Source organism: Gleimia hominis (assembly GCF_002871945.2).
Lineage (GTDB): Bacteria > Actinomycetota > Actinomycetes > Actinomycetales > Actinomycetaceae > Gleimia > Gleimia hominis_A.
On the sequence record NZ_CP126963.1, the window covers coordinates 615,070 to 631,299 of the forward strand.

At 57.6% G+C, this 16,230-nt stretch carries 16 protein-coding genes and 1 tRNA gene; 14 read left to right on the top strand and 3 right to left on the bottom strand.

Annotated features, from left to right (window positions below):
• Nucleotides 1-68 precede the first annotated feature (68 nt).
• Nucleotides 69-455: a hypothetical protein gene (locus tag CJ187_RS02765; RefSeq protein ID WP_199171048.1), complete on the top strand. Its 387-nt coding sequence runs from the start codon at nt 69-71 to the stop codon at nt 453-455.
• Here CJ187_RS02765 and CJ187_RS02770 read toward each other — a convergent pair.
• Nucleotides 428-1,417: an aldo/keto reductase gene (locus CJ187_RS02770; RefSeq protein ID WP_102215852.1), complete on the bottom strand. Its 990-nt coding sequence runs from the start codon at nt 1,415-1,417 to the stop codon at nt 428-430. The two genes, CJ187_RS02765 and CJ187_RS02770, sit on opposite strands and share 28 nt — an antisense overlap.
• A gap of 150 nt (nt 1,418-1,567) precedes the next feature.
• On the opposite strand from CJ187_RS02770, the gene CJ187_RS02775 reads away from it, so the two are divergent.
• The gene (locus CJ187_RS02775) at nt 1,568-2,317 is read left to right on the top strand and encodes an undecaprenyl-diphosphate phosphatase (RefSeq protein ID WP_434737338.1); all 750 of its coding nucleotides are present in this window, start codon (nt 1,568-1,570) and stop codon (nt 2,315-2,317) included.
• Nucleotides 2,318-2,402: 85 nt separating this feature from the next.
• On the top strand, nt 2,403-3,059 hold the full coding sequence (locus CJ187_RS02780) for an HAD family hydrolase (protein ID WP_102215850.1): 657 nt from the start codon (nt 2,403-2,405) through the stop codon (nt 3,057-3,059).
• Nucleotides 3,060-3,074: 15 nt separating this feature from the next.
• On the opposite strand, the gene CJ187_RS02785 is transcribed toward CJ187_RS02780, so the two are convergent.
• Nucleotides 3,075-3,920 carry a RecB family exonuclease gene (locus tag CJ187_RS02785; protein ID WP_102216539.1) on the bottom strand — a complete coding sequence of 282 codons (846 nt, stop codon included), beginning with the start codon at nt 3,918-3,920 and terminating at the stop codon, nt 3,075-3,077.
• 140 nt (nt 3,921-4,060) lie between these two features.
• Between CJ187_RS02785 and CJ187_RS02790 the strand changes: the two genes are divergently transcribed.
• From CJ187_RS02790 to CJ187_RS02835, 10 genes are all read left to right on the top strand, one after another.
• Nucleotides 4,061-5,104, top strand: a complete 1,044-nt coding sequence (locus CJ187_RS02790) for a tRNA (adenine-N1)-methyltransferase (protein ID WP_233187287.1) — start codon at nt 4,061-4,063, stop codon at nt 5,102-5,104.
• A 1-nt stretch (nt 5,105) separates the two neighbouring features.
• Nucleotides 5,106-6,671, top strand: a complete 1,566-nt coding sequence (gene arc / locus CJ187_RS02795) for a proteasome ATPase (protein ID WP_102215849.1) — start codon at nt 5,106-5,108, stop codon at nt 6,669-6,671.
• A 132-nt stretch (nt 6,672-6,803) separates the two neighbouring features.
• Nucleotides 6,804-8,342: a depupylase/deamidase Dop gene (gene dop / locus CJ187_RS02800; RefSeq protein ID WP_102215848.1), complete on the top strand. Its 1,539-nt coding sequence runs from the start codon at nt 6,804-6,806 to the stop codon at nt 8,340-8,342.
• Between the two features lie 106 nt (nt 8,343-8,448).
• Nucleotides 8,449-8,619, top strand: coding sequence for a ubiquitin-like protein Pup (locus CJ187_RS02805; RefSeq protein WP_102216537.1), 171 nt, complete (start codon nt 8,449-8,451; stop codon nt 8,617-8,619).
• A gap of 8 nt (nt 8,620-8,627) precedes the next feature.
• Nucleotides 8,628-10,019: a Pup--protein ligase gene (gene pafA, locus CJ187_RS02810; RefSeq protein ID WP_102215847.1), complete on the top strand. Its 1,392-nt coding sequence runs from the start codon at nt 8,628-8,630 to the stop codon at nt 10,017-10,019.
• Entirely contained in the window at nt 10,016-11,062 is a 1,047-nt protein-coding gene (locus CJ187_RS02815) for an FKBP-type peptidyl-prolyl cis-trans isomerase (RefSeq protein WP_102215846.1), read from the top strand. The genes pafA and CJ187_RS02815 overlap by 4 nt, the downstream gene beginning before the upstream one ends.
• Before the next feature lie 162 nt (nt 11,063-11,224).
• Nucleotides 11,225-12,094 carry an indole-3-glycerol phosphate synthase TrpC gene (gene trpC, locus CJ187_RS02820; protein WP_102215845.1) on the top strand — a complete coding sequence of 290 codons (870 nt, stop codon included), beginning with the start codon at nt 11,225-11,227 and terminating at the stop codon, nt 12,092-12,094.
• 271 nt (nt 12,095-12,365) lie between these two features.
• Nucleotides 12,366-13,211, top strand: coding sequence for a prolipoprotein diacylglyceryl transferase (lgt, locus tag CJ187_RS02825; RefSeq protein WP_102216536.1), 846 nt, complete (start codon nt 12,366-12,368; stop codon nt 13,209-13,211).
• Between the two features lie 4 nt (nt 13,212-13,215).
• Nucleotides 13,216-14,667: a pyruvate kinase gene (gene pyk, locus CJ187_RS02830; protein WP_102215844.1), complete on the top strand. Its 1,452-nt coding sequence runs from the start codon at nt 13,216-13,218 to the stop codon at nt 14,665-14,667.
• Between the two features lie 339 nt (nt 14,668-15,006).
• Nucleotides 15,007-15,210 carry a hypothetical protein gene (locus tag CJ187_RS02835; RefSeq protein WP_102215843.1) on the top strand — a complete coding sequence of 68 codons (204 nt, stop codon included), beginning with the start codon at nt 15,007-15,009 and terminating at the stop codon, nt 15,208-15,210.
• 143 nt (nt 15,211-15,353) lie between these two features.
• Here the strand turns inward: CJ187_RS02835 and CJ187_RS02840 are convergent.
• Nucleotides 15,354-15,427 (bottom strand) — tRNA-Leu (locus CJ187_RS02840).
• 123 nt (nt 15,428-15,550) lie between these two features.
• On the opposite strand from CJ187_RS02840, the gene CJ187_RS02845 reads away from it, so the two are divergent.
• Complete coding sequence (locus CJ187_RS02845) at nt 15,551-16,144, top strand: ANTAR domain-containing response regulator (protein ID WP_102215842.1); 594 nt, start codon at nt 15,551-15,553, stop codon at nt 16,142-16,144.
• Nucleotides 16,145-16,230 lie beyond the last annotated feature (86 nt).

The window sequence follows — 16,230 nt, forward strand, 5'->3', positions numbered from 1 at the left end:
AGCGTAACGGCGTGGGACTTAGGACGATTAGGGAGCCCCACGCCGACCGATCGAGATACACTAGGGGTATGACTATGAATCCACAAGACGCGTTGAATCGGCTGGTAGCTGCGTTTGAAGCGCACGCCCAGGCCGCTCGGGCCGCAGAGTTTTCCGACCCGTCAATCGTTGAAGCTGCTGATCAGCGGCTTCGGGATGCCTTCTTCACTTACGACGATGCCTTGTTTAATGCGTACGAAGTGGAGCTTCCCCTGGAAATAGTCGACGAGGACGACGACGATTACGACGACTTCGACGACGATGATCTAGATGACCTCGATGAGGATGACGACCTCGACGACGACTTCGACGAAGACGATCTAGATGCCGATGACGACTTGGACGATGATCTAGACGATCTAGATGATGAGTATGACTTCGACGACGATTACGACGAGGACGGGGAAGAAGACTGAACCCCAACCTCGGGGTAATCACGAATAACGGGAAGCAGGTCGCTAACCGCCTGGACCAGTGGCTGTGGGAGTTCAAAGTCGAGCCCCGCAGCCACTTGTTGCATCTGGATCTCAGTGCGCGGGCCAATGAGTGAACACGTGACCCCAGTTTGGGCTTTCAACCATCCGAGCGCCACTTCAATCGGGGACGCATCCAAGCCTTTAGCCGCGGCAAATACTCCTTCTACCGCAGACGCGTTTTGTTCCGTCAGCAAGGGTTGTACGAAGCCGGCTAATAAGGGGGAGGCTCCGCGTGAATCCGCGGGGGTGGCATGGCGGTATTTGCCAGTTAACACCCCGCGCGCTAGAGCAGACCATGCGATGAACCCGATTCCGTGGCGCTTGCAGGCGGGCAGTAGTTCGCGTTCCACCCCGCGGCGCAGCACTGAGTATTCAGCTTCCACCGCGGACATCGGGATGCTCAGTTGGCGGGCTAGGTAAAACACTTCTGCCGTATCCCACGCGCTCATGTTGGACACCCCAAAATAACGCACCCGCCCGGTTCTAGCTGCGATATCAATTGCACTGAGCGTTTCTTCAATTGGAGCGTGCGCGTCAGATCCTTGCAGTAAAAACAGGTCAATGTAATCGGTTTGCAGGTGCTTCAACGACCTGTCGATGGATGCGAGCAACGTGCCCCGCGCGTTCGAATGGCGCCAATGCGGGTGGTTTGCGAAACCGCCTTTAGTGATGAGGGTGAAGTCTTCTCGGTTGAAATCTTGCGCGAGGACGTTCCCGAGTGTTGCTTCACTTTCACCCCCGCCGTAAGTTGGGGCGGTGTCAATTGTGGTGCCACCGGCGTCCGCGTAGGCGTGGAGTATGCGCGTTGCCTCGTCTTCAGTGGTGTCTTGCCCCCACGTGAGGGTCCCTAAACCGAAGTTTGAAACCTGGAGGCCGGACGATCCTAATCTCACCTGTTGCATGTCTCATAGCTTAACGGTATTTGAAGCAAGATAAGTTAGTGCCCATGACGTGGATCGAATCAATCATCATGGGGCTCGTGCAGGGCTTGACGGAATTCTTACCGATTTCTTCTTCCGCACACCTGCGCATAACCTCGGAATTTACTGGGAATGAACGACCCGGGAGCGGCTTTTACCGCGATCACGCAGATCGGTACGGAGTCTGCGGTCCTCATTTTTTTCTGGAGGGACATAGTGCGGATCGTTACGCGTTGGTTCCACTCCTTACCGTGGATTAGCTCTGAGCGGCGGGTGGATTCTTCTGACCCGGATGTGCGCCTGGGGTGGATGATTATCGTGGGTTCGCTTCCGATTGGGATTTTGGGCCTGGTGTTGGAAAAGTGGATTGATGCGCAGTTCCGAAACCTGTGGGTGACGGTCGCGATGCTAGCGGTGTTTGCGGTTCTGCTGGGGTTGACGGACTGGTTCATGCCGAAACGCAAACACTTGAATGAGATGTCGTGGAAAGATGCGATCCTGTACGGGTTCGCGCAGGCGATGGCGCTCGTACCTGGGGTGTCTCGTTCAGGTGGGACGATCACGATGGGGCGCTATTTGGGGTATACGCGTGAGGCCGCGGCCCGCTATTCGTTCCTTTTGGCGATGCCCGCGGTATTCGCATCGGGTTTCTACAAGACGTTTAAAGTAGCGGTGGGTGGCGACACGGTGTACGTAGGACCAACCATTTTGGCTACGTTGATTGCCTTTGTGGTTGGTTACGTGGTGATTATCTGGTTCCTCAAACTGGTGTCAACCCGTTCTTACCAGCCGTTTGTTATTTACCGGGTGGCGCTTGCCGTGATTGTCGCGGTCCTGCTTGGGATGGGGGTTTTGACGCCCACTTCTGGGGCTGCGCTGTAGCGCTTATGGTTCTTACTGTTATTTGCGTGGCTGATTTGCCTAAAGTGGGGTTATTGTTCCGGGCGCGGTGGAGTGAGGAGTTTTAGTGGCGTTACCACAAGCATTGCTCTTTGATATGGATGGCACGGTCGTTAATACGGAACCGTTTTGGCAAGAGGCCGAGAAGACTTTGTTTGACCAGTTGGGGGCCCAGTGGGATCCCGAGGCGGGTGCGCAAATGGCCGGCATGTCTCTGGCTGAATCCGTGGTGCTGATGCGGCGCGTTAGCGGTCTGGATTTGGATGAGGCGCAGACGATTGAATGGTTGATTACGCAGGTGACAAACCTGGTCAATCACCATGGGGCACCGTGGCTACCCGGCGCGCTGGAGGTACTTCAGCTGGCTAAAGAGCTGGATATTCCCACCGCGTTGGTGACCTCCAGCTACCGTGCGTTCGCGGATGCGGTGGTGGCGCAAGTGCCTACAGCGGCGTTCGACGCGGTGGTGGCGGGAGATGAGGTGCACCGCGCTAAACCGCATCCGGAGGCGTATCAGCGGGCAGCGCAGAAGTTGGGAACGCACCCGCAGCAGGCATTTGCGTTTGAGGATTCACCCGCCGGCGCGTTAGCTGCGCTGCGCAGCGGTGCAAAAACCTTTGTTGTGCCCGGCGTGCATCCACAGCAGGCAGATGAACGTGCGATCCGGATAAAAAGCCTAGAAGTTGTCGATGAGGCGTGGCTTAACGCTAACTGCAAGTCTTAGCGTTCGGCGTTCGTTCTAACGCTCACCGCGAGTTTTAACGGTCAGCATCGCCTGCGCACCGTCCGCCGACATTTGCGGGGTGTCATCGGAGTAGAGAGGACAGAGGTGTTTCACCCCGCACCAGTTGCACAGCGGCTGCCGTTTCGGTGAAAAGTGTTCAGTGTGAATCGCGTTCTCGATCTGCTCCCAAATCGCCACCAGGTGGTGTTCGAACGCGTCGATACTGTCCGCCGTCGGATCCATCGTGAGGATCTTGCCATCCGCCAAGAACACGAGCTGCGTGCGCGCCGGTAATCCGGCTCCGCTGCAGCGCAAGAGGAGGGCGTAAAAACGCATCTGAAACAGCTTGTCCTCCACGTACCGTGGTTTCGGGGAACGCCCCGTCTTGTAGTCAACTACGCGCAGTGCACCGGATGGAGCTTTATCGACCCGGTCAATAAATCCGCGCAGTAAAATCCCGTCGCGCATCGGCGCGTCAACCAGCTGCTCGCGCGCAATCGGTTCAAGCCGCTGCGGATTCTCAACCGTAAAGTAGCGTTCCACCAGCGCGTACGCGTCATTGAGCCACTGGGTTTTCAACGCCTCCTGGGGAAACATGGCCTCAAAATCTTCTTTCCCCGCGAACAGCTCACTGTAAGCTGGCTGCACCAAGTCCCGCGCTGCCTGCGAGGTTCGCCGCTCGGCAGGAAGCCCATACAGGTCCTCAAGCACGCGGTGCACCAACGTCCCTCGGGTAGTAGCCGGGGAAGGCGGCTCGCGAAAACCATCAATATAGACCAGGCGGAACTTCATGGGGCACTGCAGCCAGGTACTCGTCGAAGATGCAGAGAGGGCTTTGGGACGCGAAGAATTTGAGCTCATGTAATCAAACATAGCGGCGCGGCAAGGGGAAATCCACGTGGCAAAACCAGCGCTGCAACTTGCCCCTAAGGGCGGGGAAGTGTGAATGAGCACAAGTTTTGCAGAGAACCCGGGGCGGGTCCAGGTAGACTGTACGAGCAATGGAATCTGACTTAACTTACGATGTGCCCGCGCAAGCGGAACATCCAATGGGACCCGCAGCCCGGCGCGGAACGCTCAAAGCCGGTGAGCACGTGCAGATTACGGACCCGAAGGGGCGGTTACACACAGTGGTGCTAACCGAAAACGAGGTGTTTCGTTGCTCCCGAGGTGAACTGGCGCACAACGACATTATTGGGCAACCACCAGCAACCGTGATGGGCGATGGGGCACACCGATTTCTGGTGCTGCGCCCCCTTCTGGACGACTACACCATGTACATGCCGCGTGGCGCCGCAATCGTATACCCCAAAGATGCAGCGCACGTGGTGCAGTTTGCCGACATTTTCCCAGGCGCCAAAGTGCTCGAAGCCGGCGTCGGGTCCGGAGCGTTGAGCATGTCGCTGCTGAACGCAGTGGGAACCACGGGAGCGGTGCATTCGATTGAGAAACGCGAGGATTTTGCCGTAATCGCGCAGGGGAACGTGGATCTGTGGTTCGGGGGGCGGCACCCGGCCTGGACTGTTACGATCGGTGATTTTCAACAGGTAGCCCTGGCTGAACCCGGTGGAAGTATTGACCGCATTGTCCTCGACATGCTGACCCCGTGGGCATGTTTGGACGCGGCTGTGCACGCGCTTGCCGATGGGGGCGTGCTGTGCGTCTACGTTACTACCGTCACTCAGCTCTCACGCTTGGTGGAAGACCTAAATCGGCACGGCAGTTTCACGCCGCCTAAAGTGTGGGAGAACCTGTCGCGTGGCTGGCATGTTGATGGCCTTTCGGTGCGGCCCGAACACCGCATGGTTGGACACACCGGTTTCTTACTCACCACGCGAAAGCTAGCTACGGGGAAGCTGAACCCACCGAATCCGAAACGTCCCTCACCAGCCATGGAAGGCAGAGCCGGACAGTGGAATGCCGCACAGAACTGGGAAGAATACCCCCAGATTCAAGAAGAACGCGCCCCCAAACGCGTTCGGCGGCAGGCGCGCGAGTTATCCCGCCGCAGCCGCAGAGTCTTACCACACGAGGAAGGGGAATAAAATGTCTGCACAACCAGGATCATCCCAGCTTCATTCGCTGCAAGACGAAGTTAGTTCCCTTGAGGGGAAAAACGCGCGGTTAGCGCAAGCTCTCGGTCACGCACGCGAGCAGTTAAGTGCTGTGCGTCAGCAACTAGAGGACGTCACTAAACCACCCGCGCAAATCGGCACATTTATCGCCGCCATAGAGGGGAAACGAGAAGCGGAAGTGAGTGTGTCCGGCCGGTTCATGCATCTGGGCGTAGCCCCCGGGGTGGACCTCAAAGGGCTTGCGTGCGGGGAAGAAGTACGTATTGACGAACACATGGTCGTGGTGGAGCGCCGCGGTGTGCGCCGCACCGGTACTCTCGCTTCAGTGGTGGAACTGCAGGGAGCAGACCGGGTGCTAGTGAACGTAGACGGGTCCAGTAAACGCATGTTGAAACTCGCGGGTGCGCTGCGCCACGGCGGAGTTAAACCCGGAGATTCCATGCTCGTAGACGTGCGCGCCGGGGTGGCGTTAGAACGCATTGTGCGCTCTGATGTGGAACAGCTGCTAACCCCGGAAGTGCCGGACGTTACGTACGACGACATCGGGGGTTTGGCAGCGCAGATCCAGAAAGTGCGCGACAGCGTGGAACTACCGTTTAAACACCCCCAGTTGTACCGCGATTACGAGTTGCGGTCGCCGAAAGGAATTTTGCTGTACGGCCCCCCGGGGTGCGGGAAAACGCTGATTGCGAAAGCAGTTGCCCGTTCCCTTGCGATGAACGAGAACGGTGCGGGAACCACGTACTTCCTGTCGGTTAAAGGCCCGGAGCTGCTCAACAAGTTCGTGGGGGAGACCGAACGGCAAATCCGCTCTATCTTCGCTCGTGCCCGGTCCCTGGCCTCGGCGGATGTGCCCGTGGTGATATTTTTTGACGAAATGGAAGCCTTGTTCCGCACACGGGGTTCGGGAGTTTCTTCGGATATAGAAACCATGGTTGTGCCCCAGTTACTGGCGGAAATGGACGGGGTTGAATCGTTAGACAACGTGATCATTATTGGCGCGTCGAACCGCGAAGACATGATCGACCCAGCGGTGTTACGTCCGGGGCGGTTAGACATTCGGATCCGCATCGAGCGGCCTGACCGGCAGGGCGCGCGCGAAATTTTCAGTAAGTACTTGACGGAGCAGATTCCGATTGCCCCACAAACCCTCGCGCAGTTCGGCAGCGCGCAGCGTGCCACACAGGCGATGAGTGAGATGGTGCTTGAGAAGATTTTTGCGCGCCGGCCGCAAACCGCTCTGTTCAACCTCACCCTCGCAACCGGGGAGCTGCAGACGATATACGCCGATGACTTGATCTCGGGCGCAATGATCGCGGCGATCGTAGAGCGCGCAAAGAAGTTCGCGGTGAAAGCCACCTTAGCGGGGCAGCCCGGGTTGACGATGGATCATCTTCAAGCCGCTTTTGATGAGGAAATGCGTGAAACTAAAGATTTAGGGGCAACAACGACGCCGGCTCAGTGGGCCCGCACCACTGGGCTGCGAGGAGAAGGCGTAGTGTCGGTCTCCGCTGTTGAACAATCCTCAGGAAAATAGGAAGGTCGAAGGGGCGAAGGAACGGGCCCTAGACAAGTGAAGCAAGCGGTAGGGAAGTAAAGTGGCCCTGGGTGAGTAGAGAAAGCCGAAGGCGTATGGGAACCAGCTGCAGACAAGTAGGAAGAGGTTGGCATGAGTGACCGCGTGGTTGGAACTGAAACTGAGTTCGGGATTATGGGGCAAACTGGTGCGCAGAACCCGATTCAACTATCTGCCGTAGCAGTTGAATCTTTCGCACAGTCAGTGCAGACAACCCAGGTGGTGCGGTGGGATTATGCGGGTGAGGATCCTCTCAACGATGCGCGCGGCTACCGGATTGAACGAGCTTCTGCGGATCCTTCCATGCTCACGGACGACCCATACCACTTGGCTCCGTCGGGTGGGGTGGAGTACGAACCGCGCCCCTCAGAGTACGAGCAGCACATGCAGAAGGCCACGTCGGTGGTGCTCAGTAACGGAGCGCGGTTTTACGTGGACCACGCGCACCCGGAGTATTCCGCGCCAGAGACGACGAACGCGTTTGACGCGGTGCTCTACGACCGGGCCGGAGACCGGATTGCTCAGCTGGCGATGGACACGGCTCGCCAGGCGGGCACACCGATCACACTGTACAAGAACAACACGGACGGGAAGGGAGCCTCATACGGCACGCACGAGAACTACCAGGTGCCACGCCACGTAGATTTCGACGACATGGTGGCGGTGCTCATCCCATTTTTTGTCACCCGGCCGGTGGTGTGCGGGGCCGGGCGCGTTGGGCTTGGAATGCATTCGAGCGAGGCTGGATTCCAAATCTCTCAACGCGCAGACTTTGTGGAGAACACAATTGGGCTGCAAACCACGTTTGACCGCCCCATCATTAATACACGCGACGAACCCCACGCAAAACCAAGTGAGTACCGTCGTCTGCATGTGATTAATGGGGATGCGAACCAGTTTGACGTGTCGAACCTCGTGAGAATTGGTTCCACCGCGCTGATCCTGCGGGTAATCGAACGTGGCGTCGGCTTAGACCTAGATGCCCTCAGTTTGGATGAAGACCCAGTGAACGCGTGCTGGAAAGTATCGCACGACACGGATTTGCAGGTGGGGCTCGAAACTAAATCGGGTAAAACCATGACTGCGCTGCAGCTGCAACGCCACTACTATGACCACGCCTGTAACCTCGACGACCTAACGGATGCGGATAAACTCGTTTTGCGCTACTGGGACCAGGTACTAACCGGTTTAGAAACCGACCGCAGTAGTGTCGCGCACCTGGTGGAGTGGGTCGGTAAGCGCGCGCTGCTAGATAGAGCCCGAACCCGGCTGCGCAGCGACTGGACTCATCCCCAGCTGGCCGCTATGGACATCCAGTGGGCAGACCTCAGGGCGGGCAAATCACTGGTGGAAAAACTCGACCAAGCGGGCCGGGTGAAACGGTTGTTCACGCCCGCTCAGGTGCAACGCGCCACTACGGTGCCGCCGGCAAACACGCGGGCGCGGCTGCGTGGGAACGCGATCGCACACCTGCCTACAGTTGCGCGCGCATCATGGACATCGGTGCTGGTAGACGACAGACAGCAACTGGTGCGTCTGCCACTACCGAACCCGAATGACGCCGGGTCAGACGCTGCTATACGTGCCTTGCAAGCGGGCGATGCAAAAGAGTTTATTAAGCTGATGTCGTAACCCGCGGCGGGCAGTGCCCAGCACTGCCAACCAACGTAATTAGACGGTAACTGCAAATGAATGTAACTAGACGGTAACTGCAAAAGGAGGAACAGTGGCTCAGCAAATGGCGTTTGGAGGCGGCGACAATTCCGATTCTGATAATGAGGAGTTAGCTGCCGGCCAGGTGCAAGAAGACGCATCCAGCTTGGACGATCTTCTTGACGAAATCGATACGGTACTGGAAGCGGATGCGCAAACATTCGTCCAGGGATTCGTACAAAAAGGTGGGGAATAGGCAAGACGTTGAAGCGACGGATTTTTGGGGTAGAAACCGAGTACGGCCTAACGTGTGCCAGTACCCGCGGGGATCAGTCCCCAATCGATGCGGACCTGGCTGCGCGCTACCTGTTCAAAGTACTGATCGACAGTGGTCGCAGTTCGAACGTGTATTGGCGCAATGGGGGGCGCGTGTACCTCGACGTCGGTTCGCACCCGGAATACGCCACCGCAGAATGCGACCGAGTTTCGGACCTGCTTTTTCAAGACCGGGCAGGTGACCGCATTCTTACCGAAATGGCGAGTGCAGGCAATGAGTACTTAGCTAACGACGGGATTGCTGGGAAGTTGCACCTGTTTCGCAATAATGAGGACGCGCAAGGCACTTCGTTTGGCTGCCACGAGAACTATTTGATGCGCCGCAACCGACATTTTCGTGATATCGCAGACGCGCTCGTGTCCTTTTTCGTGACCCGGCAGATTCTAACGGGAACGGGTCATATTCACCGTGAGGGCGTGCCCCGCTTGGGTTACTCGGTGCGGGCTTGGCATATGGATGACGCGGTTTCGTCCGCAACGACGCGTACCCGCCCCATAATTAATACCCGCGACGAACCGCTGGCAGATGCGAGTGAGTACCGGCGCCTGCACGTAATTGTGGGGGATACGAATGTGTCCGAGAGCGCCAAGGCCCTCAAGATAGTAATGACGGACCTGTGTTTGGCGGCGATCGAGAACGGCGTGCGGATCGCAGACCTTGCCTTGGCCGACCCCCTCAGCGATATTCGCCGCATCGACGAGAAGGTGGGGAACAATCCGGTTCTCACACTCAAAGACGGTCGGGAAATGGACACCGTAACGCTGCAGCGACAGTGGCGCGAGCGAGTTCTAAACCACGTGGACCTATCGACGGCACCTGCGCTTATCCCCGCGATGGTGGACCTGTGGGGCCGCGGGTTGGACGCCGTGGAATCTCAGGACTACACGCCCGTGGAAACGGAGCTCGATTGGGCGATTAAACACCGATTCTTAACCCGCGCGTGCGAGCGGCACGGTTTTTCGCTCACCGATCCGCGGATCGCACGCATGGATTTGGCCTACCACGACATCACCGACCGCGTGGTTTCGAAAATGGAAACCACCGGTTTAATGAAGCGTCTAACCGACCCGCGTGAGGTGGAGGAAGCGATCCAAACCCCGCCTAGAACCACGCGCGCACACCTGCGCGGGCAGGTAGTTGAGGCGGCGGAACGCTACCACCGCGACGTGTCTGTCGATTGGCTTCACGTGCGGTTAAACGAAGCGGGAGCCACCGGCATAACCCTGTCTGACCCATTCGCAAATGCGGACGAGCGGATTGACAACCTGCTCGAACAAATGAGCCAACCCAGCGATCCGACGCCCGGAGTGTTTGCGTGAACGAGCGGGGCAGCAGCCGACACTTCCCGTCCCGGCAAGAACTAAAAAAGACCCAGCTTAAACGCGAGAGCGCCTCGCACTCGCGGGGAGTAACGCCTCTGCGCAGGTCCCGCGTTGAGCGCCGCCGCAGTGCTCGCGCGCGGATAAAACGGTGGTGGATCGAAGCGCTGGTACTGGTGGTACTGGCCGCTATAGTGGGCACCGCTATTCTCGTTGCGGTCAACAGGAAGAATGATGCGCAGCCGCCTAGCAACTGGTTAGAGCGCATCCAAGTGTCGGGCAACGTGGGGCGCGTTCCAATCCTGAAACTCAGCGAACCGGTGAGTGTTTCCGAAACAAAAACGAAACTTCTTGAGCGCGGTGGGGGCCGGCAGATCACTAAAGGCGCCCCCCTGCTAGTGTCTATCACCTCGTTTTCAGGCGAAAACGGACATGTTTTGTCTACAAATCAGCGGTCTACGTTTGACGTCGGACCGGCGGAGACACAGTCTTTTGAACCGGAACTACTCGACGGCGTGATCGGGAAAACGGAAGGGTCCCGGGTACTGTTCGTGCGGCCAGTGACGAACAAGGGGCAGCGTACCACGGAGATAAACGTGGTGGACATTTTACCGTCGGTCGCTTGGGGCGACGCGGTGAAAGACCCCGGAAAACCCCTTAAAGTCACCATGACGGAAGCGGGCCCCCGACCGAGCCACGACGGACAGAAACCACCCGCCGACCTGACGGTTCAGACTCTAGTGACCGGAGGTGGGCAGCAGGTGCGGGCGGACGACACTGTGCTGGTGCAGTACTTGGCGGCCCGCTGGGACGATTCCGTTGAAATTTCGTCTACGTGGGCCACTGGGATTCCAAAAATGATCCCCCTGCGCACCGCAATGGCTGGGGTGGAACAAGCTCTGCTCGATCAGCGGGTCGGCACTCGCCTGGCGATCACGATTCCGCCCGACCAGGCCTCCGGGGATTCAACCCTCATGGTAATAATCGACATTCTCGCAACGCGGCAGACGGACGAAGCAGAAGTCAAACCAGACAAGAAGTAAGAACCTAAAGGCTGGGGTATGCTGCACCATAGCCGGGCAATGCGGGGCTAATAAGTGCTGATCATATCGCACTTGCGCGGCTCTATCGGCGGAACTATCGGAAAGTGGACGGTTACCTACTTGCGGGCTTTTGCCGCTAAACTTTGCGGTGGAAGGAGCCTCATGAGTGCAATCGAAACGATTCGCGATCGCGCACTTGCGGGTGTGCGGGAGCGCGAACAACGGGACTCGTTTGCACGCGTGAAACAGTTGGCGGAAGCTGCGCCGACCCCTAAAGACGGTTACCGGGCACTGCGCTGTGGCCCGGGTGCCGTGTCGATTATGGCTGAGATTAAGCGCTCTTCTCCCGGAACCGGCCCACTGGCCCGCATTGAGGATCCCGCGCAGCTAGCTGCCGAGTATGAAGCTGGGGGAGCGCGCGCCATTTCTTGTTTAACTGCCGCCTACCGATACGGTGGGGCCCTGAGTGATTTGGATGCGGTGAGCCAGGCAGTAAGCATACCGGTGTTACGCAAGGACATAATCCTCACGCCCTACCAGATCCACGAGGCGCGAGCGCACGGGGCAGACATGATATTACTTATCGTTTCTTTCTTGAATGACGACCAACTGCGCGGCTTCGTGGAACGCACCACGTCACTTGGAATGACTCCCGTTGTAGAGGCACATTCGCGTTTGGAGGCGCTGCGGGCGATCGACTCGGGAGCGCGCGTGATCGGGATTAATGCTCGTGATCTGCTTTCGAACCATATTGATCGTGATAATTTCTCGCAGGTGGTGGATGTGTTACCGGCCGACGTGGTGGCCGTTGCGGAATCGGGAGTGCGGGATCCGCGCGACGTGTTCGAGTACGCAAGTGCGGGTGCGGATTGTGTTTTAATCGGTGAGGCACTGGTTACGTCTAAAACCCCGCGCACACTCGTTGGGGAGATGGTGTCTGCCGCGCAGCATCCCGCGATTCTAGACGACCGGAAAGAACGGGTGAAACGGACGGTTCATCAGCGCCACAGCGACGGCTTCCACTTACGCTAGTGGGGGCCGCAAGTTTTATGTGCTCGTCGGGTGCGTAGTTCTATGTGCTCGTCGGGTGGGTAGTTCTATGCGCTACTGGGCCGCGCGTTTTATGTGCTAGTAGGGTCGCGAATCGTGCGTGCTCGTGGCGCCGCTGGGTTTGCGGATAGTTGTGAACACATTGCGCGCAACTGAGGACCGGTTGATATTCCGGGGTGGTTACCCAGTATAATTTGGAAGTGAGTTTTGTTGACTAGCAGTTGTGGTCTCAGTTGAAAGGTTCCGAATGGTAATGGCCCTGCCGGCGGCGATTCCGTCTCCGCCGTTTTCTGAGTTTAACGTGGGGCCCTTGACGATCCACATTTACGGAATCACCATGGCGTTGGCAATGCTGATCGCCATGGAGGTCACTGAGCGGCGGTATGTCGCTCGGGGTGGTCAGCCGCAACTGGCTTACGAGGTGGCATTGTGGGCGATTCCGTTTGGGATTGTTGGGGCCCGCCTGTATCACGTGTTCACGTCGCCAGATGCGTATTTTGGGCCTAACGGGAGCCTAGTTAATATTTTTAAAATCTGGAACGGTGGTCTAGGGATCTGGGGTGCGGTCGCTGCGGGAGCCCTGGGCGCGTGGATTTGTTTACGCCGCCACCATTTGAGGGTTGCGCCTTTTGCCGACGCGATCGCGCCCGCACTCTTGTTTGCGCAGGCGTTTGGACGCCTGGGAAACTGGTTTAACCAAGAGTTGTTCGGAGGGCCCACCACGCTCCCGTGGGGACTGCAAATAGACGCCGCCCACCTTCCTGCCACAGCGGCGCCCGGCACACTGTTTCACCCCACGTTTTTGTACGAACTGCTGTGGAATGTGCTGATGGCGTTGGTGCTCATTCGGATTGACCGCACCCGCCGGTTGGCGGGTGGGCAGCTGATGTGGCTTTACATTTGCGTATACACTTTGGGCAGAGGCTTCATTGAGGCACTGCGGATAGATGAGGCGACGCTCATCTTAGGTGTCCGGTTGAATGTCTGGACATCGCTAATAGTTTTTGTCGTTGGTGTTTTTGGGTTCTACGTGGCCGGTCAGAGGTCGCAGCCCAGGAATGTGATTGGAGAGGAATTGGCACAGGAGGCCGTAGACTAGGATCATGCGCAGAGCAAAAATTGTTTGTACGATTGGGCCGGCCACTGAAAGCCCTGAACAGATCCAAGCGTTGGTCGACGCGGGGATGGATATGGCGCGGATTAACCGCAGTCACGGCACGGTCGAGGCCCATGAGGAAGTTGTGCGGCGCGTCCGTAAAGCCGCTCGTGCATCGGGGCGGGCGATTGCAGTCCTAGTTGACTTGCAGGGCCCGAAGATTCGGTTGGCTCGCTTTGAGAATGGTCCGCACAAGTTGGAGGTCGGTGACGAGTTCACGATCACAACGCGCGATGTTCCTGGCACAAAAGAACTGGTTGGCACCACTTTTAAAGGACTTCCAGGAGACTGCCGGCCGGGTGACCGCCTGCTGATTGATGACGGTAACGTCGCGGTGCGCGTCATTGAAGTGGACGAGACGGATGTGAAAACCCGGGTTGAAGTTCCGGGGATGGTGTCGAATAACAAGGGTATTAACCTCCCGGGCGTTTCCGTGTCGGTTCCCGCGCTGTCGGAAAAGGATAAGGAAGATCTGCGCTGGGGCCTCAATATTGGCGCGGATTACATTGCGTTGTCGTTCGTGCGGGATGCGAAAGATATTGAGGACGTGCGGGCCATTATGGATGAAGAGGGAATCCACCGGCCCGTGATTGCGAAGATTGAGAAGCCGCAGGCGGTGGATAATCTTCTGGAAATCGTTGAGGCCTTTGACGGCATCATGGTGGCTCGCGGTGACCTGGGTGTGGAAATGCCACTTGAGAGCGTGCCGCTGGTTCAAAAACGGGCGATCGAACTGGCGCGACGCCAGTCTAAACCGGTGATCGTGGCCACGCAGGTGATGGATTCGATGATTAAGAATCCGCGTCCCACCCGCGCGGAAGCCTCGGACTGTGCGAACGCGATTTTGGATGGTGCGGACGCCGTGATGCTTTCTGGGGAAACGTCCGTGGGCGCGTATCCGATTGAGGCGGTACGGACAATGGCCCGGATCGTGGAGAACGTGGAGGAGAACGGTGGGGAGCGGATTGCGCCTCTCGGCGCGTTCAACGTAGCTAAGTCCTCTGTGATTACGCAGGCGGCTGCCACCATTGCGGAACGCCTGGACGTGAAGTTCATCGTTACCTTCACCCAATCTGGTTCTACTGCGCGGCAAATGTCGCGGTTGCGGTCGCCGATCCCGATGCTCGCGTTCACGCCGCTGGACACCACGCGTAACCAGCTTGCGCTGTCGTGGGGGCTGCAAACCTACCGGGTTCCTGAGGTAAAACATACCGACGACATGGTGTGGCAAGTGGATCAGGTGTGTCGGCTCGCCGGGTTAGCTCAAGAAGGCGATGAGATTGTGATTGTGGCGGGAATGCCGCCGGGCACGCCCGGTTCAACAAACTCGCTGCGGATCCACACGATTGGTGATGATGTGGATTACAGCTTGGGCGGCCAGGTACCGTTCGGGATCTAACGCAGCGGCAGTGGCCGGACGCGATTGTTAGGCCGGCAGGTGTAAGTGGGGTTGCTCAACTGTGAGTAACCCCACCTTGTTTTACTTGACTCTTTCCTCTTCGCCGCATATTGTTTAGACTTAATGTGTTGCCGAAAGGTGATGCAAACAACTTGGCTAGACGCTCTTGGCTTTTGCCAACGAAGCCCATGCTGCTAGCAACTACCCATCTTGCGCTAGCACCAAGCCGCTGACGACACAGCGCTATAGTTTCGGGCGGTGCCCAAGTACCAAAAGCTATTAGTGGTGTTTACCTGCGCACACTACGCGCACAGCACCACGGAAGAGGAAGGAAGAAGAATGAAGAAATTTAGCATTTATGACACGCACAGCGGCCGGCAGGCACGCAACCTGTTCGAAACAAGTCTTTCAGAGGCGGTTCGCCCCTGGTTCCAAGACATGACGAACCACCGCGTGCTGCAGGCAATCGACGAGCTAGCAGAACCTGCTAAACGTGGGCAAGCAGCCGCGTTCTTAGGGCTCCTGCTGGAACCGGTAGCGTAAACCACGCGCACGCACGTGTGTTTGGAATACACGCGAACGTGCGTTTGGAAAATAGGAATCCACGAACGCGGCCTCTAGGCCACGAACGCGAGGTTGAGACATAAAAAAGAGGCCAAGGCAATCGCCTTGGCCTCTTTAGTTAGTAGCTCGGATGGGATTCGAACCCATAACAAGCCGGGTTTGAGCCGACCGCCTCTGCCAATTGGGCTACCGAGCCGCTGCATTAAGCACGTGTTACAGAATAATGCATGTTCGCTATGAATGCCAACGTGTTACCTCGCCATCTGCGAACATGAACTAGAATAGGATACAAGACCTAGATTTCAAAATAAGGATAAGGATGACCAACTTGGAGAAACAGTCGCGCCGCGTTCTTGTAGCTGAAGATGAGACACTCATCCGCCTCGACATAGTGGAAACGCTGAAGGGCGCTGGATACGACGTGGTTGCGGAATGTGACAATGGTGAGGACGCGGTGAGCAAAGCCCTCGAGCTGGAACCAGATGTCTGCGTGCTCGACGTGAAAATGCCGAAAATGGACGGGATCACTGCGGCCGAGATTATTCTAAAAGAACTCTCCTGTGCTGTGGTTATGCTCACAGCATTCTCGCAGACCGAACTGGTTGAACGTGCACGTGACGCCGGGGCAATGGCATACGTTGTAAAGCCGTTCTCACCAACCGACTTGCTGCCCGCCGTTAACATCGCCCTGTCGCGGCAAAGTGAAATGATGGCGATGGAAGACGAAATCGCGGACCTCACCGAGCGGTTTGAAACCCGCAAGCGCGTTGACCGCGCGAAAGGCCTCCTCATGAACAGCATGGGCATGAGTGAGCCCGATGCCTTCCGGTGGATCCAAAAAACATCCATGGACCGGCGCCTGTCGATGCGTGAGGTTGCGGACGCGGTGATCGAGCAGGTCACGGAAAGCTAACCCCTCAGGGCGGAACTTTTCTAACGCACCTAACCGCAGTTGCTTTACAGGAACGGAGCAATTCCCGTACGCGACTGCGAAAAGGT